Origin of the sequence: Halobacillus shinanisalinarum (genome assembly GCF_022919835.1) — a bacterium.
In the GTDB taxonomy this organism is placed as follows: domain Bacteria; phylum Bacillota; class Bacilli; order Bacillales; family Halobacillaceae; genus Halobacillus_A; species Halobacillus_A shinanisalinarum.
Genome location: NZ_CP095074.1, coordinates 3,591,936 through 3,615,479, shown reverse-complemented (window position 1 = coordinate 3,615,479; position 23,544 = coordinate 3,591,936). Strand labels below are relative to the sequence as shown.

22 protein-coding genes are annotated in these 23,544 nt (G+C 41.4%); 9 read left to right on the top strand and 13 right to left on the bottom strand.

The features are described from left to right. Positions 1–109: 109 nt before the first annotated feature. Positions 110–652 carry a helix-turn-helix domain-containing protein gene (locus tag MUO14_RS17865; RefSeq protein ID WP_244751934.1) on the bottom strand — a complete coding sequence of 181 codons (543 nt, stop codon included), beginning with the start codon at positions 650–652 and terminating at the stop codon, positions 110–112. Positions 653–945: 293 nt separating this feature from the next. Here MUO14_RS17865 and MUO14_RS17860 point away from each other — a divergent pair, with 293 nt between their 5' ends. Beyond that, positions 946–1,923 carry an ornithine cyclodeaminase family protein gene (locus MUO14_RS17860; RefSeq protein WP_244751933.1) on the top strand — a complete coding sequence of 326 codons (978 nt, stop codon included), beginning with the start codon at positions 946–948 and terminating at the stop codon, positions 1,921–1,923. Between the two features lie 61 nt (positions 1,924–1,984). After that, positions 1,985–3,289: an MFS transporter gene (locus MUO14_RS17855; protein ID WP_244751932.1), complete on the top strand. Its 1,305-nt coding sequence runs from the start codon at positions 1,985–1,987 to the stop codon at positions 3,287–3,289. A 277-nt stretch (positions 3,290–3,566) separates the two neighbouring features. On the opposite strand, the gene MUO14_RS17850 is transcribed toward MUO14_RS17855, so the two are convergent. Next, positions 3,567–4,265: a YpjP family protein gene (locus MUO14_RS17850; protein ID WP_244751931.1), complete on the bottom strand. Its 699-nt coding sequence runs from the start codon at positions 4,263–4,265 to the stop codon at positions 3,567–3,569. 274 nt (positions 4,266–4,539) lie between these two features. Continuing rightward, positions 4,540–5,079 (bottom strand): hypothetical protein, encoded by a 540-nt coding sequence (locus MUO14_RS17845; RefSeq protein WP_244751930.1) that lies wholly within the window; start codon positions 5,077–5,079, stop codon positions 4,540–4,542. A 140-nt stretch (positions 5,080–5,219) separates the two neighbouring features. On the opposite strand from MUO14_RS17845, the gene MUO14_RS17840 reads away from it, so the two are divergent. Then, positions 5,220–5,981, top strand: a complete 762-nt coding sequence (locus tag MUO14_RS17840; protein WP_244751929.1) for a MerR family transcriptional regulator — start codon at positions 5,220–5,222, stop codon at positions 5,979–5,981. A gap of 74 nt (positions 5,982–6,055) precedes the next feature. Here the strand turns inward: MUO14_RS17840 and MUO14_RS17835 are convergent, their stop codons facing one another. The 8 genes from MUO14_RS17835 to MUO14_RS17800 form a co-directional block, all read right to left on the bottom strand. Beyond that, positions 6,056–6,193: a hypothetical protein gene (locus MUO14_RS17835; protein WP_244751928.1), complete on the bottom strand. Its 138-nt coding sequence runs from the start codon at positions 6,191–6,193 to the stop codon at positions 6,056–6,058. A 160-nt stretch (positions 6,194–6,353) separates the two neighbouring features. Further along, positions 6,354–7,001, bottom strand: a complete 648-nt coding sequence (locus MUO14_RS17830) for a malonate decarboxylase holo-ACP synthase (protein ID WP_244751927.1) — start codon at positions 6,999–7,001, stop codon at positions 6,354–6,356. Continuing rightward, positions 6,995–8,671 (bottom strand): biotin-independent malonate decarboxylase subunit beta, encoded by a 1,677-nt coding sequence (gene mdcD, locus MUO14_RS17825; protein ID WP_244751926.1) that lies wholly within the window; start codon positions 8,669–8,671, stop codon positions 6,995–6,997. Before mdcD ends, MUO14_RS17830 begins: the two co-directional genes overlap by 7 nt. After that, a complete protein-coding gene (locus MUO14_RS17820) occupies positions 8,658–8,963 on the bottom strand; it encodes a malonate decarboxylase subunit delta (RefSeq protein WP_244751925.1) in 306 nt (101 codons plus the stop codon). The genes mdcD and MUO14_RS17820 overlap by 14 nt, the downstream gene beginning before the upstream one ends. A gap of 15 nt (positions 8,964–8,978) precedes the next feature. Continuing rightward, positions 8,979–9,848 (bottom strand): triphosphoribosyl-dephospho-CoA synthase, encoded by an 870-nt coding sequence (locus MUO14_RS17815; protein ID WP_244751924.1) that lies wholly within the window; start codon positions 9,846–9,848, stop codon positions 8,979–8,981. 15 nt (positions 9,849–9,863) lie between these two features. Then, positions 9,864–11,525, bottom strand: a complete 1,662-nt coding sequence (gene mdcA, locus MUO14_RS17810) for a malonate decarboxylase subunit alpha (RefSeq protein ID WP_244751923.1) — start codon at positions 11,523–11,525, stop codon at positions 9,864–9,866. Positions 11,526–11,546: 21 nt separating this feature from the next. After that, a complete protein-coding gene (gene mdcH, locus MUO14_RS17805; RefSeq protein ID WP_244751922.1) occupies positions 11,547–12,476 on the bottom strand; it encodes a malonate decarboxylase subunit epsilon in 930 nt (309 codons plus the stop codon). 90 nt (positions 12,477–12,566) lie between these two features. Then, the gene (locus MUO14_RS17800; RefSeq protein ID WP_244751921.1) at positions 12,567–13,250 is read right to left on the bottom strand and encodes a GntR family transcriptional regulator; all 684 of its coding nucleotides are present in this window, start codon (positions 13,248–13,250) and stop codon (positions 12,567–12,569) included. Between the two features lie 343 nt (positions 13,251–13,593). On the opposite strand from MUO14_RS17800, the gene madL reads away from it, so the two are divergent. The 6 genes from madL (at position 13,594) to MUO14_RS17770 (ending at position 19,262) form a co-directional block, all read left to right on the top strand. After that, entirely contained in the window at positions 13,594–14,007 is a 414-nt protein-coding gene (madL, locus tag MUO14_RS17795; RefSeq protein WP_244755651.1) for a malonate transporter subunit MadL, read from the top strand. Beyond that, positions 13,988–14,749 carry a malonate transporter subunit MadM gene (gene madM / locus MUO14_RS17790; RefSeq protein WP_244751920.1) on the top strand — a complete coding sequence of 254 codons (762 nt, stop codon included), beginning with the start codon at positions 13,988–13,990 and terminating at the stop codon, positions 14,747–14,749. Before madL ends, madM begins: the two co-directional genes overlap by 20 nt. Positions 14,750–14,966: 217 nt before the next feature. After that, positions 14,967–16,412, top strand: coding sequence for an amidase (locus MUO14_RS17785; RefSeq protein ID WP_244751919.1), 1,446 nt, complete (start codon positions 14,967–14,969; stop codon positions 16,410–16,412). Positions 16,413–16,514: 102 nt separating this feature from the next. Beyond that, the gene (locus tag MUO14_RS17780; protein ID WP_244751918.1) at positions 16,515–17,729 is read left to right on the top strand and encodes a M20 metallopeptidase family protein; all 1,215 of its coding nucleotides are present in this window, start codon (positions 16,515–16,517) and stop codon (positions 17,727–17,729) included. A gap of 53 nt (positions 17,730–17,782) precedes the next feature. Then, a complete protein-coding gene (locus MUO14_RS17775; RefSeq protein ID WP_244751917.1) occupies positions 17,783–18,493 on the top strand; it encodes a DUF5058 family protein in 711 nt (236 codons plus the stop codon). Positions 18,494–18,671: 178 nt separating this feature from the next. Next, complete coding sequence (locus tag MUO14_RS17770) at positions 18,672–19,262, top strand: small-conductance mechanosensitive channel (protein ID WP_244751916.1); 591 nt, start codon at positions 18,672–18,674, stop codon at positions 19,260–19,262. A 928-nt stretch (positions 19,263–20,190) separates the two neighbouring features. Here MUO14_RS17770 and MUO14_RS17765 read toward each other — a convergent pair. Together MUO14_RS17765 and MUO14_RS17760 are read right to left on the bottom strand one after the other, a co-directional pair. After that, positions 20,191–21,627: a sodium:solute symporter family protein gene (locus MUO14_RS17765; RefSeq protein ID WP_244751915.1), complete on the bottom strand. Its 1,437-nt coding sequence runs from the start codon at positions 21,625–21,627 to the stop codon at positions 20,191–20,193. After that, positions 21,620–23,251: an amidohydrolase gene (locus MUO14_RS17760; protein ID WP_244751914.1), complete on the bottom strand. Its 1,632-nt coding sequence runs from the start codon at positions 23,249–23,251 to the stop codon at positions 21,620–21,622. Before MUO14_RS17760 ends, MUO14_RS17765 begins: the two co-directional genes overlap by 8 nt. Positions 23,252–23,544: the final 293 nt, after the last annotated feature.

The following is a 23,544-nucleotide window of genomic DNA, read 5'->3' as shown; positions in this document are numbered from 1 at the left end:
GTATTAATCGTGTATTTCTATTAAAAAACTTATTACACACCTTCCCTTATATAACCCAAGCTTCCCAAATGAATGAGACCTAAATTAAATTTTTTCATAGACACATGAACTAACTGAGTTTAGGGTTAGTAGATATACATAGGAACTTAACAACAGAGTTTGTCCGATTAAACCAATAATGCTGAACTGTAGAGTCAAAATGAATACAATCTTTTGGATGAAGTTTATGCTCCTCCCCTTCAATCAATACGATAAGCACTCCTTCTAATACATACAAAAACTCTTGTCCTTTATGAGAAAGGGGGTTGCCATTATTGTCCCCAGGTTTAAGCGTAACTAATATCGGTGTAAATAACTGCTGCTCGAAGTCCCCGGATAAATCTTTATAAATAAAGGGATTTATAGGAATGTCTTCTTCAGATAAAATGTCTCGTTTTATCGAAGCTTTTGACTCACTCGGAAAAAAATAACTAGGGTTTACATCAAGAACCTCTGATATCTTCTTTAAAGATTCAAGTGTGACGGATGACTTTAATCGTTCAACTTGTGATAAAAAGCTTATGGAAAGGTTCGTTTTTTCTGAAACCTGTTTTAACGTGAGCCTTTTTTGCTTTCTTAAATCTTTTATTTGGCTTCCAATAATATTTTTCATTTAAATGCACCCTTGTATAAAATGTGATATAAAACTTTTTACAGATTGCTTTGGGTAACTATGTATAAAGAACTGAAAACCTATCCCTTTATTTAATATACAATAAGAAGGAAAAAATGTAACGGTGATCAAACTATCCTCATTACTTGAATAAGGGATTGAGCATATTTCAGAAATATCTTAATATTGACACAAGTATTTTTTAGAGTTAAATTGAAGTATCACTTCAATTTTTTAAGCTTTAGCTAAAATTTTTTTATTAGGTTAACTGTTCAAAAGGAAGGAGAATCACAATGCAATATATCACGCAGCACGAGATTCAATCCGTTTATTCGATGGACGATTGTATAGGAGATTTAAAGGAGGGATTTAGGTTATATTTGGAAAATAAAACACATGCACCAGTAAGAACCGTATTGCATCATTCACATTCTGAGGCTAACACACTTTTTATGCCTTCTTATATAGAAGGACTAGAGTATGAAACAGTGAAGGTTGTAAGTATTTTTCCAAATAATCCTGAAGCAGGAATCCGAACGTTGCAAAGTGTCATTTTATTAACGGAAACGGAAAATGGCCATCATCTTGCAACTATTGAAGCAAGTGGTTTAACTGTGATGCGGACAGGGGCCGGTGCTGGTGTGGCGACAGAATATCTTGCTAAAAAAAATGCTCGTAAGCTTTCTATTTTAGGATGTGGAGCTCAGTCAAGAGGACAGCTTCAGGCTGTTTTGGCTGTCAGACCGATCGAACGTGTATTTCTATGGAATAGAACAAAAGAAAAGGCCTTTACATTTAAAGAAGAAATTCAGCAATCAGGATGGCAAGGTGAAGTCATCGTTTGTGAAACGGCTAACAAAGCAGCATCGGAAGCGGATGTTCTGTGTTTAAGTTCAAAGTCTCAGGAGGCATTATTTGATGTGGATGCTCTACAACCGGGCGCTCATATTAATGCCATAGGTTCCTATCGTCCCGATCTAAAAGAGTTCGGTGCTGATACACTAGAACAGCTTGACCAGCTTTGGGTAGACACATTGGAAGGAACCCAACATGAAGCAGGCGAACTCATTCAAGCAGCGAATCAAGGAGCATGGTCCTGGGATAAAGTGAACGGTGAATTAGCGGAACTCGTAACAGGAGATAAGCCAGGACGTCTGAATGATAAAGAAATGACTTTATATAAATCGGTCGGAGTGGCCTATATGGACACAATTACAGCAGCGAGAGTTTACGAAAAAGTCACAAAAAACCCTGCAAATAAACATAAGTAATAGGGTTAAATCATTATAAGCGTTTTATTGAATTGAATGACAATAATAGGGAGGAAAAACTATGAATAAACAGTTAAGTCGGAAAGTTTTAATTGCTAGTTTAACTGGGAGTTCAATTGAATGGTTTGATTACTTTTTGTATGGAACTGTTGCTTCGCTGGTGTTTAATGAATTGTTTTTCCCAAGTTTTGATCCTTTGATTGGGTTACTATTAGCTTACGCATCATTTTCTTTAACCTTTTTTATTCGTCCTCTAGGCGGTGTGATATTTGCTCATATCGGTGATAAAATTGGTCGAAAGAAAACGCTTGTATTAACGTTGTCTCTCATGGGTGGAGCAACTGTGTTAATCGGTTTACTCCCTACTTATGCTCAAGTCGGTGTATGGGCGCCAATTTTACTGATTACCCTTAGATTAATCCAGGGATTAGGTCTTGGTGGTGAATGGGGTGGCGCCCTTTTACTAGCTGTTGAATATGCACCTGAGGAGAAAAAGGGATTCTTCGGAAGTATCCCACAGATGGGCGTTCCGATTGGACTACTCTTAGGAACATTTGCTCTCACTTTAATGAGTTTACTTCCCGAGGCAGCATTTATGACATGGGGGTGGCGCGTCCCGTTTATCTTAAGTTCGGTCCTCGTCTTTGTCGGTTTATGGATTCGTAAAGGCATTGATGAAACACCAGCATTTAAAGAGGCAAAGAAATCAGGTGAGCTCTCCAAAATGCCGATCGCCGAAACGTTTAAATATCATTGGCGGGAAGTATTAATTGCAGTTGGAGCAAAAGTTGTAGAAACAGCTCCATTTTATATTTTTGCGACATTCGTGGTCAGTTATGCAACAGGTACGCTTGGCTATAACCAGATTAACGTTTTAAATGCTGTTACAATTGGGACGCTTATCACTGCGGTTATGATCCCTCTCATGGGGAAACTGTCCGACAGAATTGGTCGAAAACCAGTCTATATAGCCGGTTCAATTGGAATGGCTTTATATGCCTACCCTTATTTCCTATTGTTATCTATTGGTGAGACTTGGGCTGTTATTCTGGCAACGGTGATTGCTCTAGGAATTGTTTGGCCACCGATTACAGCAGTACTAGGGACCATGTTCTCAGAAATCTTTTCAACAAGAGTTCGTTATACAGGGATCTCACTAGGGTATCAAATAGGTGCTGCTCTAGCCGGCGGGACCGCACCATTGATAGCAACCTGGCTATTAAGCAAATTTAATAATTCATGGTCGCCTATTGCCATATTTATCATAGCGACAGCCATCATTTCACTCATTGCTGTTAAGTTTACCAGTGATTCCAAAACAACATCCGTTTCAACACAGTCACGAGAAGAGCGTAACACAATATAATTTCGATAACTTATTTAAAGCTTCTGGAATATCTAGATCAAGATCGATAACAATGTCCCTCTTAGCTCTAACCCCTATGGTTTAGTGAATGATGTTTAGTTGTTACCATAGGATAGGGTTATCATGAATTTAAAAATCTACCGCTAAGTTGCAAATTAAAAAACCTGCCCCCTTTATATAAGCAAGTAGAAACTTGTAAATGATCCCACCTCAGGTCATCCAAAATCTGGATGACCTGAGGTGGGTTTTAATGGTAGCGTTTATTCTCTTTATTCAATTAAAAAATCTGATGTCCTAGAACAGACGTCAGATTTTCGTAGTGAGTATATGGTGATTTCGATTGGAGCACCAAGTTATGACATCCATTTCGGGGCGTATTTTTCTCCCAATAGACCTCTCCAATCGAGTGATGCTCCACAAAGTTATCCGCATTTAAATGATAGTGGAAGTTAAACCAGTACCCATCACCTGGCCGTTTATCACGCCTCACATGGAATCTGGCTACCTCCTCATTGGTTTGATGATTGTAAAGATTGAAGATTTTCTCCCCATACCCTGGCGACAGCTCCTCAACTATTTTATAATAAGGAACCTCATCTTCATCCACATCAGCCAAAATCATTTCAACAACTTCTTCAATTTTAGGCAAAATGTCATTCGTCATATCTGTATCCACTTTCTTATTAATTCTTGGCCCCATTTTTGTCAACGTTTGTTCTTTAGCCTTTTTCGTTAGAACTTGTATATAGTCCTCATCTGAACCCGGACCGTCTTCAAGAAAGCTATCCAGCTCAACTGCTCCGGCTTCATCAGGTAACCCTTCATCATTAGGTGTTAAATATGTACTCTCCCTATCTTCAGAGGCTACCCTTTTACTATCAGCTGCATCTGTAAATGAATGTGCAGGCGGAACATACATTCCTAATGTAAGGACGGAAACAAGGACGACGAATATTTTTCTTCCCCATAATCTCATTGTTCTATCTCCCTTACGGATCTCTACATATAATTTTATCATTTTAGAGAGAGGAGTTTATACATAAATGCTTTAATATTTCACAATTGTACGCCTTATTAGAAATAAAACCCACCTCAGGTCATCCAGAATCTGGATGACCTGAGGTGGGTTTTAATGGTTATGACTGATCAATCATTCTTTTATTTATAGGAGAAAATACATGGCAATACCTACCCCAATTAACACAAAAAGTTACTATACTCCCTTGCCTCCCCCATTGATGGGAGGCCGATCAACCCTTAGCTTTTTTTGGCCAAATGAAATTACTAATTGCAATTACAAAGTCAATACCTAATACCAGAGTCCATAGCTTTAACACTCCTTCTAATGCATCAGTACGAGAGGGATCATTAATAAAGTAAATCAGGCTGACTAGAAAACCTGCGCCAATCAGATAAGCAAGCACATGTTGGCCCCAACTTTTAAAATAATGTTTAGCATAGTCCATACCTACACGCTTTATCGGCGGCGAACCTTGTCGGGTTATATAATATTGAAATCGTACGTCTGCCCACTCAATCATACTTTTACCAAATGCTATGGAAACACCGATGTAAACCGCAGCGATAGCATGTGCTTTTGTGGCCGTAGATCCACGGAATAAGTCTATACTTGTGGTGACTAGTAAGATCAAATCAATTAGTGGTGTTAAAGCTAAAAAGAACAGTCCCATCTTTCTTAATTTAAACACATACCTCATAACTAGACCTAATGCGATAACCACCCAAAACCCAATTTCACTCGCAACAATCATCCAACCAATTAAATTCAAATGCCCCAACTCCCACTTTTTTTATAAACGACGAAATGTTGTTCACATGTACTCCTTTATTAATAAAATGTATGTTACTCTCACTATAATGGGTTACGTTGCGTAACCTTCAACTATTTTTTTCATGGAATGAATTTAAATTGAAATATTATACTTCAGGCGACGTTTCCCACTACCTCAACATCTCTGTCCGAACGTTACGTTATTACGATCAAATTGACTTAGTCCCACCTGCCCGAATAGAGGAATCAGGTAAAAGACTTTATACAAGCAGAGAAATACTTTTACTGGAAAAAATAGTGCTGTTAAAGTCATTAGCCATGACATTAGAAGATATCAAGAAAATCATTAATCAAATAACAATAGAAGAAATCTTAACTCTACATAAAGAAAAGCTGGAAAATAACATTCTACAGCTGAAGGAATCGCTAAAAAATACCCATACATTAAGTAACACCCTTAAACTGGAAGGAAATTTGAATTGGGGTCATCTGCTTCCATTAGTTAAAGAAAATGCTAAAATGGCTGGGAAAAACGAGTGGGGGAAACACTTCAGTGAAAAGGAACAAAAGACATTAAAAGAGGCTATGCCAAAAATGGAACATCCGTCTACACGGAAATGGATAAATATCATTAAACGAACCAATTTTTGTTTACGACGAAATCTTGCGCCACATTCTGAAGAGGGACAAACGCTTGCAGAGGATTGTTTATTACTGTCTGAGGACTTTTTTAAAGGAGACCAAAAGCTAGGCGAGAAATTTTGGAAAGCTAGAAAATCCGAAAGAGCTTCTAAGGAAATGGGGCTTTACCCTATTTCCTCGGAAATCCTTGAGTTCATGGATGAAGCCATTAATTACTATGAAGAACATTATCCAAAGCTTACAAATAAAAAAGGGTAGTATAAATGGTATGTTCTTTGTCACTAGGGAGTCTGCCTCTCGGTGTTATCCTTCATTCAGTATTGCACTTCGATTCATGAGCCAACGAATACGGATTCATCATGGGTTCCGGTACATTCGTCAGGTTCTTCAAGTTCACTTTCTATAGCTCTTACTACTTTTCCTGTTGCTTCAGCGAGAAATCCTATATGTGTGAAAACACCCAGCTTCAACCATCCTCTGCTTCGTAATATTCTCGAACCCGTGATTGAAACTCAGTAACGTTTCCTATATAAACCTCCTTCGTCTAGTTTTTAAGTATGGAGAAGAAACCTATACTGGACATACTAAAAAGGACGGGAGTCAATGAACCGTCCTTTTATATACAAAACACTATACATAAACTTCCTTTGTGATACCTTTATTCCAGGGGTCATTGACCAGCTTTGGACCTTCTTTGGTTTTTAATAATATAGGAAACTCATTCCGTGCGTATTCCCTTAATGAAATTGCTCCATTAGGTGTTTCAACTTGAACATCTACCACTACAGGAAGCTCGCTAAGTCTAGCAACCAGGGTCTCTGCCTTTTCGATAGGGAAGAAATCTTCTGCATACACCACGATATCTAAATCACTATTCTCTGTGACCGTATCCCTGCGACTAACTAATTCAAACCCTACACTTCCCGCAGGTCCCCAAACCATTTCATAAGAGTGGAGTATATCATTCACTTGCTCCAATGCCTGAATAGCAGGCATTAAGTTATTGCGTGAATGTTCCAGCCATTTCTCCCCTTTTACGATTTGATTAGGAGGAATATGCTCTAGCACGTCTTCCTGTCTGATATAAGTTCCAAATCGTTGATTGCGTTGGCTGCCGCGAACACCGATAGCGAGCTTCCCTTCGATTATTGGGGCACGACGTACAACAGCAAATGGAGCGGACTGCAAGGATGTGGTAACCCATTCTGGTATATCTGAACACATTGTAAGTTCTGTCCCCTCTCTAATTCTCAATAGATCATGGGGGCTAATTACCATAACTCTGTTAACCTCTCTCTAACTTTTATCGATGCCGATCGATTTTCCCTAGCTTGTAGAGATTGCAGCCGATTGCTTAAATCAAAAGGCTCTGATCTAGCACTTCTGATCGCTTCTATGATTCTATCTTCTATTTTTTCTATATCTTCACTTCCTGGGTGATCTGCATCAACTCCATCAATCAGTTCATGAAGAGCGCCAAGGGTTGCAAAAGATTCAACATCATACGCCATGGCAGGTGTTTGTTTCGTCGCTTTCTCTAGTTCTTCAATGGAACGACGGGTAATACGGGCGGCGGATTGCTTTGACATGACATGGACATTCACTCCCTCATCATTCAGAGCAAGGAGATGATTAGACTGGAGGCCATGGGTTAGAAATCCGCCGGAAATGGCATTCCCTACAATAAGTGTGATTACAGGATGGCCCGCCTGTCTTGCTTCCACATAAGCGTCAACGGCTGCTGCCCCTGCTTGATGTAATCCTAATAACTCTTCATTGAATCCATAAGCTTGGCTGGGAACGTCCACGATCGCGACAATGGCACGACGTTTCCCTTCTTCATCATTCTCGATGGCTTCCCTTACATAACGGGCAATAGCCCATCCCTCTGCTAAGCCTACCTCACCCTTACGAGCACGGGGAAAGCGATTACTCGAGTCTGGTACAACGGCAATATAGCGGACCCGTTCTTTATCAACGGTTTTGTCTGTACACAATACGGAAGGGACATCATCACTTTTCGTTTGATCTGTTAGAGCTGTAAACCAAGTCTTCCCTCTGCTTTCATCAGGAATGCCCTCAGAACTCCCAGACTCCTTATTACTCGTTTCTTTTCCAATTGTTTCGTTCCATACTTTTTGTACATCTTTATGAGAGAAGGGTTGTGAGGGATCTATTTTTTGAAGACGTGATCTAAACAGGTCCACTTGTTCACTTCGAAAACAGTGCGTATCGTTGTGATCTAAATGATCTCTGATGATCTCCTTGAGCGTCTCCACATTATCATCCACAAGATGATCAATGAATCCTAATGAATAGCGCTGTTCCCCGCCAATTGTATTCCATATCAAGCGCCGATCCTGAGAATCAAATTCTTCAATTCCCGCTTCCTGCTCAATCACTTCCGGTCCATTTAATGTGAGCCTGCCCTCTTTCGTCATGATCAGTGTACTGCACAAGCCTGCCGTTAAGGACATGCCGCCAAAGCAACCGATCTTTCCAGGGATCACTCCAATGACAGGGACGTATTCTCGTAAGGCTACAATTGCAGCACTAATTTCAGCGATAGCCAACAAGCCGTAATTGGCTTCCTGAAGCCTCACGCCCCCTGTGTCATACAATAGGATTGGACGGGTCGGGATGCCTTCTTTGTTGTCACGAAGAGCCAATTCAAGAGCTCCAGCTATTTTTGCCCCAGAGACTTCTCCAATACCCCCGCCTTGAAAATTTCCTTCAATAGAAATGACCACGGCCGGCTCTTGAGCTACTTTGCCTTTAGCGACCACTACTCCGTCATCACTCTGGGGAACGATATTCTGGCGTTCCAAGTGAGGGGATTCAAATCCGTCAAAAGGATCAAGCAGTTCACGAAAAGTTCCTTCATCTAGTATGGCTTTTACACGCTCACGTGCATTGAGTTCTACAAAGCTTACTTTAAGAACGTTCATATTGTTCACTCACCTCCAAAGCTTGAGCTAATCGTAGGGAGACAACTCCGGGTGTTGCTCCGAAATCGTTCACTTTTATGGTCGCCTGTGCTGCGTGTACATTAAAAAAACGTTCGATCACCCTTTTCCAAGTATCGTCGAATCCTGTCATCCCTGTTCGGACTTCGACTCTAGTTCTAGGTTCATCTGAAGGAGTAACCAGGACTTCTAAATCTCCGGACCCAACGACACCTACGTGCGCTTTGTGGGCTATTTTTTTCGTGGCTGGGTATTCAAAAAGCATGGTTTCCAATGTGACACCCTCCTTTTAAGTAGTTAAAAAAACCTTTTTATCGACATAATGAACGCTTTCTATTTGATCCAAAAATAAAGTGGCAGCTAACAAATCCGCACTCCCTCCAGGTGAAGCGTTAGATTCTAGTAACGATTGATTAAGTTCTTCTAGTTTTCTCCATCCCTCTGCCATGGACACCCCTCCATTTTCTAAAATAGCCTTCGCTTTTTGCTTTGCCATCTGTAAAGCAGGTAATCCGCCTCGATGAAGAATACATGTATCGTCTAAGTGAGCAATCAATGCCACGAGAGCTTCCAATCTTGCAAGAGGTTCAGAGATTCCTCTCTCCCTCGCTTGCACCAGCTTAGGCAAGGCAATTTTTATAAGATGAGGAAATCCTGATTCAGCCTCTCCTCTAGCCCCCTTCACGCCAAATCTTGCAAAAACGCTAGAACCATGAGTCGGAATGTCGGGGATATAGCGATCTGGATAGCAGGCGATTTCAGAAGCGGTTTGAATCATCCGTTTCACGTCCTGCCCCGGTTGGTGCAATGCTGCACCAGACGTCAGAAGTCCAAGCACCCAAATGGCTCCTTTATGCGTGTTGATCCCACCAGTGACGTGCATCATTTTCCTTTCACCTTGGCGACCGATAGCGGCGATTTCTTCACGTAGCTGTTGGTCAGGCTCCCTAAGGTAAGAAGCTTCAGCGATCGACTCAAAGGTTTCTCGTAAAGAAGCAGCCGAAGCAACCAATAAATCAAACGTCATGTCGGCGTGTGATCCAGTATCTTCGGGATCGACAAGTCCTGGTTTTGGAGAAAGCTCAGCTTCAGCGATAAGAGCCTGAACAGCCCAATTGCCGAGAACTTCACCACATTCTTTTGCGTTATTCCAAGTCATCTGACCATCCCTCCCTTACCAGCTCCGAAATTTCTCTGGAGGCTGGTAGAGTCCGCCTGACCATTCCACAAGCTCCTCCACATTTTTAGCAGCAAGCAAAGAACGATTGGCTTCAGAGCGGCGGATCCCTAAATCTTCAGGCCATGCCACAATCCCCTCTTCCCGAAGACGGTTGATATTTTCAGGGGAATGTTTAATCCCTACTGGGGTCACTCCTGCAATCGCAGCCAAAGCTTCTCGCCGTTCTTCTAAACTTTTTGCTTTATATAAGTAAGCGATGCCTTCCTCTGTGACAACATGGGTGACATCATCGCCATAGATCATCACCGGAGCTGTCGCTAGATTGGCTTCTTTTTTCACATCAATCGCATCCAGAGACTCTACGAAAACCGGTGTGTTCCCTGTTTGATGTGTTTCGACTACTTGAACGACTAGTTTCTTGCCCCGCACAAGTGGCTCATCAGAATTGATCATATTTAACCATGCTGGAGTGGAGTGCCTCCGTCCACCAGGATCATGTCCCATGTTCGGAGCTCCACCAAACCCGGCAAGTCGTCCGTTTGTAACGGTCGAAGAATTTCCATAGGCATCGATTTGCAAGCTAGATCCAACAAACAAATCAACCGCGTATTGACCGGCCAGCTGTGAGAGCGTTCGATTGGAACGAAGACTCCCATCGCGTCCGGTAAAAAACACATCAGGCCGTTTTGAGATGTACTCCTCCATCCCCACTTCTCCCCCGAAACAATGAATGCTTTCCACCCAGCCGGATTCGATCGCAGGGATCATCGTAGGGTGAGGATTCAATGCCCAGTGTTTGCAGATTTTACCTTTTAAACCTAACGACTGCCCATAAGTAGGGAGCAGCAACTCAATAGCTGCCGTATTGTAGCCAATGCCATGATTGAGAGACTGCACTTGATGCTTTTCATAAATACCGCGAATCGTCATCATTGCCAAGAGTATCTGGATATCTGTGATATGTCTCGGATCTCTCGTAAAAAGTGGTTCCAATTGATAAGGGGCATCTGCTTCAACAACGAAATCAATCCATGAGCCAGGGATATCCACACGCGGCAGATCCTCTGTGATTTCATTGACTTGAGCTATGACAATCCCGTCTCGAAAAGCTGCAGCTTCTACAAGTGTAGGTGTTTCCTCTGTATTTGCCCCTGTGTACAGATTACCCTCACTATCGGCTTTATCAGCAGCAACCAATGCCACAGATGGGATTAAGTCAATAAATAACCGCCCATATAACTCGATATAGGTGTGGATTTCGCCCATGGTCAGTTGTTTATCCTCAATCATTTGAGCCATTCGAAGACTTTGAGGCCCGGCATAAGCAAAGTCCACCTTTTCAGCGATGCCAGCTTCAAAAATATCTAGATGCTCAGGCCTTGAAATACTGGATAAGATCATATGCAGATCATGGACCTTACCAGAGTCCACCTGGGAAAGTGCTTCGGAAAGGAAGGAGGCCTGTTTTTGATTATTCCCCTCTAATACGACTCGGTCACCAGGAACAAGAACTTCCTCTAAAACTTCAACGATTCGATCCGTCGGAATGACCCTCCCATCTGTCATCTTCATCACTTGATTGACTCGTTTATTTTTGGCATCTCGTCTTGTTGTCCAGCTTCTTTTGGTTTGTTCTGTTTGCTTAACATCTGTCATGATCCATCGTCTCCCTTCCATTTAGTTCGTTCGTGTACGATCAACAAGAATGGCAGCTGTTTTAATCCCATTGCCTGAGATGGAAATTGCTCGTGCTGTTGAAAATGCATTGTTAACAAGTCTCTTAAGCACATTACCAGGAAGCATTTCAACAAATAGTCGAGTTCCGAGCTCATATAACAAGGACATCGATTCGTGCCAGCGAACAGAATGAGATACATTCCATGCTAAGTCTTTTTTAATCGCTTCACCCTTTTTTAAAGCTCGTGCTGTCTGATTTCCTATATAAGGAATAGTGGGGTCTCTAAAGGAAATGTCATTCAGCTCAGCATCTAAGCGTAAGGACACGTCCTGTAGTAACGGACAATGTGACGGTACACTAACATCCAACAACTCAGCCTTTTGGGCACCGTTTGCAAGAGCTGTCTCCATAAGGTTTCTCAAGTCTGGTATCGCTCCAGCTATGGTCATTTGCCGTGGACAATTAATATTGGCAAGGTAAACAGGTTTTTCCTTAGTTGAGTGTCCTTCAATCAACTTTGATAGCTGTTTTTCACTGAGCCCTACCACAACGCACATTCCATATCCCTTTGGAAAAGCTTTTTCCATCCACTCCCCACGCCACCTCACTAAGCGAATGGCATCTCTGAAATCTAAAGAACCAGCAACGACGGCAGCTCCGAAAGCTCCAACCGAATGGCCCGCCACATAATCTGGAACAGCCTTTTCCTCCATCAACAGACGCGCTGATACTACTCCCGAGACAAGCAGACATACTTGAACAGCTATAGTCGACCTAAGCTTTAGTTCGGTATCCCACAAGACAACGCTTTCATTTAATGCCTCGCTCGCCTCAGCTAAGGTTTCTGTAACGAGGGGGTGATCAGGCAAATGACGTAACATATGAGGTTGTTGTGACCCTTGACCCGGGAAAAGAAATGCAGTACTCATCTTATCGTCCTTTCTTTAACAATCAATTCAGTCGTCAGTCGACTAAATATATATTTAAAAAGAAAGAGGGGCGCATCTCCCCTTCCTCCTCTAATACACATCCGATTGAGTATCTTGACTTTGATGCTCAAAAAGCCGCCTTTGAATGCTCGTGATCACATCCTGGTTATGCTGCTGTAAGACGGTTGTCGCCTCTTCTATTTTGCCTTCCTTAAGAAGATTAACAAGGGTTAAATGCTCCCTTACTGACTTTTCTACATTTCCTTCAGCTGCAAAAGAAATATTTTGCACCCTCAGTAAAGGTAATTCTAAACGAGTGTACATTTTCTTAATGGTTTCACTCTTACTCATTTCAATCAAGCAAAGATGAAATTTATGATTAAGCTGGGTATAATGCTGGATATCCTTCTCTCCACTCATCTCCTGATATAACGTTCCCATTTTGTTCAGAACTTCTTCGTCGATCCCGTTCTCTTTGATTCGTTTCATGGCAAGGGATTCAAGCATAATTCTTATTTCGAGTAAATCATAAATTTCGTTTTCTGTGTGTTCCTTTACAACGGCTCCTTTTCTAGGAATTCGCTCAACCAGCCCCTCAATGGTGAGGAGATAGATAGCCTCGCGAACCGGAGCACGACTCGTTCCATACTCTGTAGCATACGTATTCTCAACAATTTTTTCACCAGGCTGCAATTCGCCTGTAATAATTTGTTCGGTAATGTGTTCCGCAATATGATTAGATAATGCATTATGATTAAGGTTTGGTTGATTCACAAAAAGACCTCCTAACGTATCCATTGTCGACTGTCGATTAAATTGTACAACAAACCCATTTATTATTCAATAATTTAGAAAATTTTAAAAAGTGTTTGCAATTCTGAGCTTATTTATCTATGATGGAAATTATGAAATGGTCGACAGTTGATTATCGCCTAAATTGTAAACGCTTTCTCTGAAAGGAGGGAAAATTCTCTGGTCGTACATTTGTTACATGCCTTAAACAATACAGTCTAAATCCTACCATTGTTTCTAAGTTTCTGTGATTTGTAGATATTGTCCGTCTAGTGTTGTTGAAGTAGCAAACACAAGTGGTTATAAAACAAAGGGAGTGATTCAACTGGTTATCTATGGAGTGGCATTGTTGGCTGTATGCTTATTGGCTGGTGTTTTGTTAGGTGAACTGCTTGGGACAGCTATCGGGATTGATGCAAATGTCGGTGGAGTTGGCATTGCTATGCTCATCCTCGTGTTAGTTGTAGATTACTTAAAAAAGAATAACAAATTGAACATCAAGTCACAGGAAGGAATGGCCTTCTGGGGTGCCATGTACATCCCAATCGTCATCGCGATGGCAGCCAAACAGAATGTGGTAGCCGCCGTTGATGGAGGACCCTTGGCCTTAATGGCAGGTGTTTCTGCCGTTATAGTGAGCTGGGCCATGGTTCCTCTCCTAAGCAGCATCGGAAAAGATACATCCACTCTTTCTGATGAAGAGTTAGGAGGAAGCGATGATGTTCGAAATATTAAGTGACACGTTTGTAGAGAATGGCTTGATTGTCTCTTTCGCGGTGGTTGGAATCACTATTTATCTTTCTTACATGATCTCCGATAAACTCACCAATGGAAAAATTCATGGATCTGCGATCGCTATCATTATGGGCCTCGTACTCGCTTATATTGGAGGCATCAATACTGGCGGCGAGCAAGGGTTAGCAGATATCGGAATTTTTACCGGGATAGGACTAATGGGCGGCGGCATGCTTCGTGACTTTGCGATCGTCGCGACGGCCTTTGGAGCAAGTCTGGATGAAATTAAAAAAGCCGGTTTACCAGGAATCATCTCCCTCTTTGCCGGCGTCATCGTCTCGTTTGTCATCGGTGTGGTGATCGCCTTTGCTTTCGGATACACCGATGCCGTCAGTTTAACGACAATAGGCGCAGGCGCAGCGACCTATATCGTCGGTCCCGTCACGGGAACAGCACTTGGCGCAAGCTCTGAAGTGATTGCCTTAAGTATCGCAGCCGGCTTAATCAAATCCATTCTTACTATGATCGGTACTCCCTTCGTAGCTAAATATATTGGGCTAGATAACCCACGATCAGCCATTGTTTACGGAGGATTGATGGGTACGACGAGTGGCGTAGCTGGTGGATTAGCCGCCACCGATCCAAAACTTGTCCCTTATGGAGCGATGACAGCAACCTTTTATACGGGGCTTGGCTGTTTGATGGCACCGTCTGTTTTATTTTTAGTGACCAGAACCATTTTTTGATAAAGGTAAAGGCTTTCTGTTAATTGCTTTAGTATCTATTGCTTAACGACCAAGGAAATCAACGATTCTTGCTGAAGGTTGATTTAGGACACACTGGTTTCGAGTTTCCTGAATTCACTATAGTCGCCAGCTGACTATATATAGTTAGGAGGGTAGTTTTAATAAAAATACAGTGTTTATATCTACAAATTCTATATTAGTAGGGAGTTGCAAAAGTATGGATCATTATAAAAATTTTTCTACAGCACGTCATCTTGCTAAGGCCATTCAAAAACGTGAATTATCTGTCCGCGAAGTTGTTGAAGCGCACCTAGCACAGATAGAAAGAGTAAATCCCGAGGTCAATGCGATCATTTCACTGGATGAGGATCATGCATTAAAAGAAGCGAATAAAGCTGACGAGATACTTGCCACTGGAAAGAAAGCGGGCCCCCTTCATGGTCTGCCCATTGCGATTAAAGACACGCATAATGCAAAGGGTTTTCCAATGACAAGCGGATCCCTCGCATTAAGGGACAATATTTCTACTGAAGACGATCTTATCGTGGAACGACTGAGGAATGCTGGTGCAATCGTTATTGGAAAAACAAATGTCCCAGAATTCGGAGCGGGTGCTCATACCTTTAATGAGGTATTTGGCGTAACAAGAAACCCTTATAATCTTAATCGTACTGCAGGTGGAAGTAGTGGTGGTGCGGCCGCTGCGGTTGCAAGTGGTATGCTCCCGCTTGCAGATGGCAGCGATATGGGAGGGTCCTGTCGTTTTCCAGCCGCTTTTAATAATGTTGTAGGAATGAGAACCTCACCTGGACGTGTGCCTATGTACCCTAAAGCTGCCCTCTACTCTCCCCTTGTAACTCAAGGACCGATTGCACGAAATGTAGAAGATGCATCCTTCATGCTGTCCGTTCTAGCAGGACAAGACAACCGATCACCCATTTCAATTGCGGAGTCTGGTGAACAATTCCTTAACCCATTCGACAAGAATTTAAACGGGCTTCGTATCGCCTGGTCTGCTGATTTTGGAGGAATCCTTCCTGTAGATCCTGCCGTAAGCAGCAATATGGAGGAACAAATGAAAATCTTCACGGACTTGGGATGCCATGTCGAGGAAGCGTGTCCGGATTTAGTAGAAGCAGATGAAGTTTTTCATGTATTTCGAGCTTGGGAAATCGAAATGTCAAATCATGAATTGTTTGATCGATTTGAGGAAGTTATGAAACCAAGTTTCAAATGGAATTTTAATAAAGGCCGTAAACTACGTGGGATAGATATCGGGAGAGCTGAGAGATTACGTAACCAACTGTATCATAGAATGCGTGTTTTTTTCGATCAGTATGATGCTCTTATATTACCAGTCAGCCAGGTCCCTCCGTTCGATGTGAATCTGGAATACCCTGAACAAATAAACGGTGTACCTATGGAAACCTACATTGATTGGATGCGTTCAAGCTATTACATTTCTGCCCTTGGTAATCCTTCCTTATCGGTACCAAGTGGATTTACATCGGACAGACTTCCACTTGGACTGCAAATCGTTGGACCACACCAAGCAGATTATGAAGTATTGCGAATCGGCCATGCATTTGAACAGGCTACCCATTACGGGGAAAAGCGTCCCAAAATAGCTCAGTCAAAGGATGGCCATATTCCAGGCAGATAGCCTTACTGTAAATGTTTAACATGTAAAGTTTTATCACTAGTTGTGATGATAAATAGCCCAAGTTCCACTATCTTAAACTTTAATAGGAAAGGATTGGTATTCATGAAAGAAAAACTTTTTTCTAGATTAGAGGAAGTTTATCCAGATTTAGTAGCATTCAGAAGGGACCTTCATATGTACCCTGAACTCTCACATACGGAAGTGGATACACCTGAAAAAGTTGCGGACTTTCTAACTAATTTAGGATTAGAAGTGAAAACAGGTGTCGGTGGTCGTGGAGTTGTCGGTACTTTAAAAGGTAGTAATCCTGGTAAAACCGTTGCTTTGCGTGCGGACTTCGATGCACTTCCTATCCAAGACGAAAAAGATGTTGAGTATAAATCCCGTGTTCCAGGCATCATGCATGCTTGCGGGCATGATCTGCACACGGCTGGGTTACTCGGGGTCGCCAAGGTACTAAGTGAAAACCGGGAGACTTTAGCAGGAAATGTCGTGTTTATTCACCAGTTTGCAGAAGAAGTTATTCCTGGTGGCGCCAAATTCATGATTGAGGATGGGTGCCTCGACGACGTAGATGTTGTATATGGTGCACATGTTAGTTCTACAGATTCTCTTGGAGCCGTGGGAGTTAAAGAAGGAAATGCCATGGCAAATGGAGACACATTTGAAATAGAAATTTCTGGTAAAGGCGGGCATGCAGCTTCTCCACATTTAGGAATTGACCCTCTAATCGTTGGCAGCCAATTGCTACTAAACTTGCAGCAAATAGTAAGTCGTCAGGTGGACCCCATAAAGTCAGCGGTTGTATCGGTTACCTCTTTTAATGGTGGCGAAGGATTTAACGTTATCCCTGATAAAGCAAAAATTAAGGGAACCGTACGAACGTTTGATGATGATGTTCGTGATTGGATTGAAGAGTCTATTGAGAAAATTGCAGTATCAACAAGTAATAGTTTCGGAGCAAGTGTCAAGTACAATTATGTACGAGGCTATCCAGCTGTCGTTAACCACCCAGAAGAAACTGAGCGAGTTAAAAAAATCGCAATAGATTTATTTGGGGAAAGAATGGTCCGAGATATCTCTCCCCAAATGGGTATGGAAGACTTCGCTTATTATTTAAAAGAAGTACCAGGTACGTTTTTCTGGGTTGGAGGAGCTAGGGAGGAACCAAGTGAGGTCTATCCACACCACCATCCTAAGTTTAACGTTCAAGAAAAGGCAATGATGTATATTGGAAAACTGTTTATTTCAACAGTTTTAGATTACTTATCAAATAAAAAAAGCCAAGGTTTGAGACAGAAAGAATCTAGCAAATAAGGTTATCTATTTTAAAGTCTTTTAATCTAAGTATGTAAAGGAGGAAACTTGTTTTGAATGAGGATGTAGCTAAAGTTGCCAGTAGTACTCCACTTTGGATTATGGCCTTTATTTTCGTGGGTATCGTTATGTTTCAAGCCTTGATTTTTTTAAAAGTAGCAAAGAAGTCTGCACCAGATGTAGGGATGACTTCAAAGGAAGTAAAAACGGCCATTAGAACTGGCTTTATTAGCTCTTTAGGACCGTCGTTTGGGATTGCAATCGTTCTAATTTCCTTGATTGCATTGCTCGGCTCCCCTCTAACCTTAATGAGAATCGGGATCATAGGATCTGCAGCTACTGAATCAGCGGCGGCTGGGATTGGGGCAAATGCTTTTGGTATGGAATTAACCTCTGAAAATTTTTCAACCCAAGCCTTTACAACCGTCGTCTGGACGATGTGTCTAGGCGGAATGGGATGGCTGCTTTTTGCTGCCTTATTTACAAAATCACTCGGAAATACACAGAAAAAAATTGAGAAGAAAAATCCAAAGGCTATGAAGATTATTTCTTCGGCTGCCATGTTAGGAGCATTTGGTTATCTGGCAAGTGAACAAATGGTAACTAGTGTTACCCATACTATAGCAGGCATTGCTGCTTTGTTCTCCATGGTTGTGATTATGATCGTTGCTGAAAAAGGAAACTTTTCTTGGTTAAAAGAGTCGGCTTTAGGGATTGCCATGGTTATTGGGATGGCAAGTGCCTATTTCACAACCTTATTTTAAGTTTTAGGCGCCTATGGAAATAGCCTATGAAATAATTATATAAGGGAGGAAAATAGATGAGCCTGAATCCAGAAAAGATAACCCAGAAACCGTAGGAACCGAAACGACAAATGGCATGGAAGAATTCCATAAAAAGGTCCACTTCTGGGGACGTTTGACTCTTTTCACGTTAATCCTCATGTGCTTAGTACCACCTTTGTATCTGTCTTTTATTTTAGATGCTCATCCAGGTTGGGGGCCTATTTTCACAGGACTTGTCGGCTACGCAGGATTTATAGGAATCATGTGGGTGTTAGAACCAATTACCTACTACCCTACCCTTGGAATTGCTGGAACCTATTTAGCCTTTTTGACCGGTAATATTGCTAACATGTGCCTCCCTTGTTCCGTTTCAGCTCAGAAGGCAATTGGAGCGGAAAGCGGTTCACGCAAAGCAGAAATTGCCGGTGTCTTTGGAATCGCGATCGCTTCCTTAGTAAATATAGTAGTGATCGTTTTAATCATTTTAGCCGGAACCTATATCCTTTCTATCATACCACCTGCAATAGAGAGTTCATTTGCGTTCGTTCTCCCTGCTATATTTGGTGCTGTTTTAGGTCAGTTTGCCTATAAAACACCAACGTATGGGGTCATTGCGGTTGTGGTTGGCATGGCTGTGCTGTTTGCTCCAATCTTTAGCTTAATTAAAATTGCACTATGCGTTGCCCTAATGATATCAATTATTCTGTATATGGAAAAACAAAAAGATAAAAAGGAAAATACTAATTAGTCAGGCTAAAAAACTAATACAGAAGGGCGACTGATAATTATGGCGCTAGACCAATTATCGATTAACAAGAAAAGATTGAGCGAGAACATTGGCGCCTCATGGGATTAGATGCACCCGAATTAATGAGTAGGCCGTTCCACGATGCTCTCGTAATGACTGATGTATGTGATTACGGCATGATCTTTTTACGTTGCAAAGAGGGAATCAGTCATAACCCAAAGGAATTTTCAAGTCATGAAGATATAGGATTGGAACGGAGTTATTGTTACGTAATACTCTAAGAATGACAAATACAAAAACAAATAGATGAGTTTGGTCATAAGTAATGTAAAAATACAATTATCTCGTAATACCATCATTCTGAAAGTGACTACTTATAATCTCACTGCGCCCTGGCAAGTTAATACTAAAGTGCCGGGGTCAGGCACCTTTATAAAGTGGTCATGCTTCAAGAATCCCAGTGTGCCAACGTCAAACTGACCCGCTTCCTGCGAGTCCAAGCAAATGCCTTAGTGGGGTGACCTTCCCCCACTAAGGCAGGTTACTTATGTCACGAGGGTCTGTTCCTCGCAGCTAGACAGTAAAAAAAAGTAAAAAAATAGGATCCGCCCCTTTTAAGTGGGGTTGGATTTTTAACTTTATCGAAGAGTGGATATATGCAATGAAGTGAAACACACCTAAATACAATATTCTATATTTCGTGCAATTATCGCAATCCCAATATCATCCACTCAAGCATCTAAACTGTCTTTTTTCATCCATTCCATGGAAAGATCTCAATTGGCCAGGCAAGGTTAACCCTTACTTGGAATTGTTCAATACTCTCCTCTAATCGTTCAAAATTAACAGGACCTTACCCATTATTTTCACCTTGATAAACTTTATATTATAGATATTGTATCGCCCTTATTGGTTTATTTTAACTGACTTATTTTGCCTCCAAAAGTAAGCTCTGATTATCATTTTGTTTCGTTAAAAACGAAACAATAATCAATGTTAGAATAGATAGCGGCAAGCCAATAAATACCGGATGGATGCCGAACGGATGACCCGAAACTTGCCAAATAACTGCTACGATTAAACCAAGCCACATCGAAGTTACACCTGCTTTGCCAGTCGCCCTTCTCCAAAATAACCCAAACAATACAGGCGCTAATAAACCAGACACCAGCATAGCAGTACCCGTTACCCAGAGGTTAACCAATTGAGGGATGTAAAGGGAAAGCATAAGAGCAACAATTGAGACGATTACTACCGACATACGGCTGTATAGCAGCATTTTCGAATCACCAACATTTTTTACTCTTGGCTTAACAATATCGTTTACTATAGAAGACGCCCCTGCCATAAAAAAGGAATCTGCACACGAAATAACTGTTGCCATAAGCGCGACAATCATAATAACAACGACAGGGAAAGGTAATACATTTCCAATAATCTCATAATAAATTAACGTTGGATCGATATTTCCCAAATTTAATCCGTACCGCCCCATTACACCAAGTGTAACGACGAAAACACCTGTTAAAAAACTAACGATTATACTAATCCAGAACCCATTCATGGTTGTTTTGAAATCTTTAGCGGCCCAAAACCGCTGCCAAACATCCTGCCTGACAAATTGATACCCGCCAATTGTCAGAACATATACAAAAAGTTCCGTCGGAGATATGTTAAAAATACTTAACATGTTCCCCTCATTAAGAGAGTGAGCATTTTGAGAAATATTTTCCCAACCACCGGCGGCAATTAAAACGACAGCAAACAAGATGAAAATACCTACTGTTTGTATCGTACCATGAAAGGCGTCTTGCCATATAACAGCCTTCAGCCCACCGAAATACGTTTTTAAAGTTAATAAAGCCCAACTTATGATAATACCACTTGTTATACTTAAACCTATTGTTAAATTTAAAAGTGTTGCTATAGCAACAAACTGCATCCCTGTTATTGCACAATACGCAACCAAGATACTAATGACGGTAGGAAGACGAGCTCCTTCTCCATAACGTAATGCCGTATAGTCGCCGATAGTGACCATGTTATATTTTTCACCAAGTCGCCTAATGCGTTTGACGAGGAAAAAGAGGATTAGAATGGATGTAAAAATCGAGCCAAATTTCAACCATTGTTGGCCCATCCCGAAATTATACCCATTCTCCATAAAACCTAATAACGTTGATCCTCCTATCGCCGTACCTACAAATGTCAAAATTAACGGGAAAATGGAAACAGATCTTCCGGCTACATTATAGTCATCGTACGTTTTTATTCTTCTGTTTATATATAGTGAAATCCCAAACAGAAAGGCAAAATAAATAACTACGATAATCCCCAAGATCATGCGTTCCTGCCCGTTAAACATAGGCTTCATCCTTCCTTGATTCACTATATACTAATCTTCCACCTATAAATGTACGTTCAACTTTTATATCTTTTAACTTTTCATTTTCTATCGTTAACGGGTCATCAGAAACAACGATGAGGTCAGCTTTTGCTAACGGTTTAATCACTCCAATCGATTGCTCTTCAAAAGAACTATACGCCGCATCAACTGTATATGCTTTCAAAGCATCCTGCACCTCAATGTTTTGCGTATCATCCAGAACTTGTCCACTTAACGACTTCCTTGTTACGGCACCATATATACCTGTCCAAGGATTACCATCTGTAACAGGTAAATCCGAATTCCCTGGGGCAACAATGCCATATTCTTTGAATGACTTATGAGGATAAACACGCTTCATTCTTTCAGTTCCTAGATTCTTTATATAACTATCACCAATATGGTACAGAAACCCGACCGAAGAAGCAGCCATCAACTCTAGCTTTTTCATTCGACGCAAATGATCATTTGTAGGAAGCGCGCAATGTTCAATGCGGTTGCGCAAATGAGATATATCTATCGACTCGCTCGCTTCCTCAAGCGATTTAATAGCAACCTCTATAGCCCTCTCGCCGATTCCGTGAATAGCTACCCGAAGACCCGCTGCAAGCGACTGTTTTATAAAGGGAGACACCTCTTCAACAGTATTGTACAAAATACCAGTTTGATCATCATCCTCATAGGGTTCCGCTACTGCAGCTGTCCTGCCGCCTATACTCCCATCAAGCATAAATTTCATTCCCTGTATTTTGATCATGTCATTGCCAAAACCACTTCGAATACCTACAGATAACACTTCATTGAGAAGACCCGTCCAACCATTTTGATCGACTGCCCAAATCCACGGTCTTATCCTGACGTTTAATTCGTTTTGCTCCAAAAGATATTGATATACTTGCAATTCAGCGGTCTGGGTTGACATATCATGCACTGTTGTAATTCCCCATTTGGCAAAATCCTTTTGTGCAAGTTTCATACCTTTAACCATATCATCAAAACTGTAGTCAGGAAGTGCTGCCATCCCTTGAGCCTTTTCTTGAAGTAAACCTGTTAAAGCTCCTGTCCCTATTTCACGTTCCAATTTCCCACCTTTTGGATCTTTTGTATCCTCAGAAATACCACTTAGTTCTAATGCTTTTGAATTAACAACAGCCATATGACCGCAAGTCCGTTTAAGAATAACTGGATGATTAGGGGCAGCCTTATCTAATTCCCAACGGAGCGGGTTACGTCTTTCTGTAAGCTTGCTGTCATCCCAGCCCCAGCCTCTAATCCATTGGCCATCTTGAGCTGATTCCGCCGCCATACGAACCTTTTCTAAAATCGTTTCAATTGAGGAGGTGTGTTTGGGACGACAATCTAGCTCTAGTAAATTCAATGCATAATGAGCAGGGTGTAAATGACTCTCTACAAATCCTGGTAACATTGTTTTCCCTTTAAGATTAATAACCTCTGTATTGCTCCCAAGCCATGATAGGGCCTCTTCTTTATCCCCGACAAACAAAATCGTTCCATCCTTCACCACAATCGAGTTTGCACTTGGTAACTCCTCATCCATTGTAATAACATTTCCGTCTACTAGAATTGAATCAGCTTCTTTCACATTATTCCTCCTTAGAATGTTATAGGAACAGTTCATCATTCGATCAGAAAAACAAATATTTGAAACCGATTTCAAATAATCTCATTAAACTAGAATATTAGGATTCTTCATGTAAATATTAAAAAGCCAGTTATATCGACAGAGAAATACACACAGATGTCCTCGTCTATATAACTGGCTCTAATCTAGGGTTTGCTCCACCTCTTCAGTAGAGTCTAGTAGATTTGACAGTTGATTATATATTATAATAACAGTCCTTTTAAATAACTGTCAACGGATTTCTGAATGTTTAG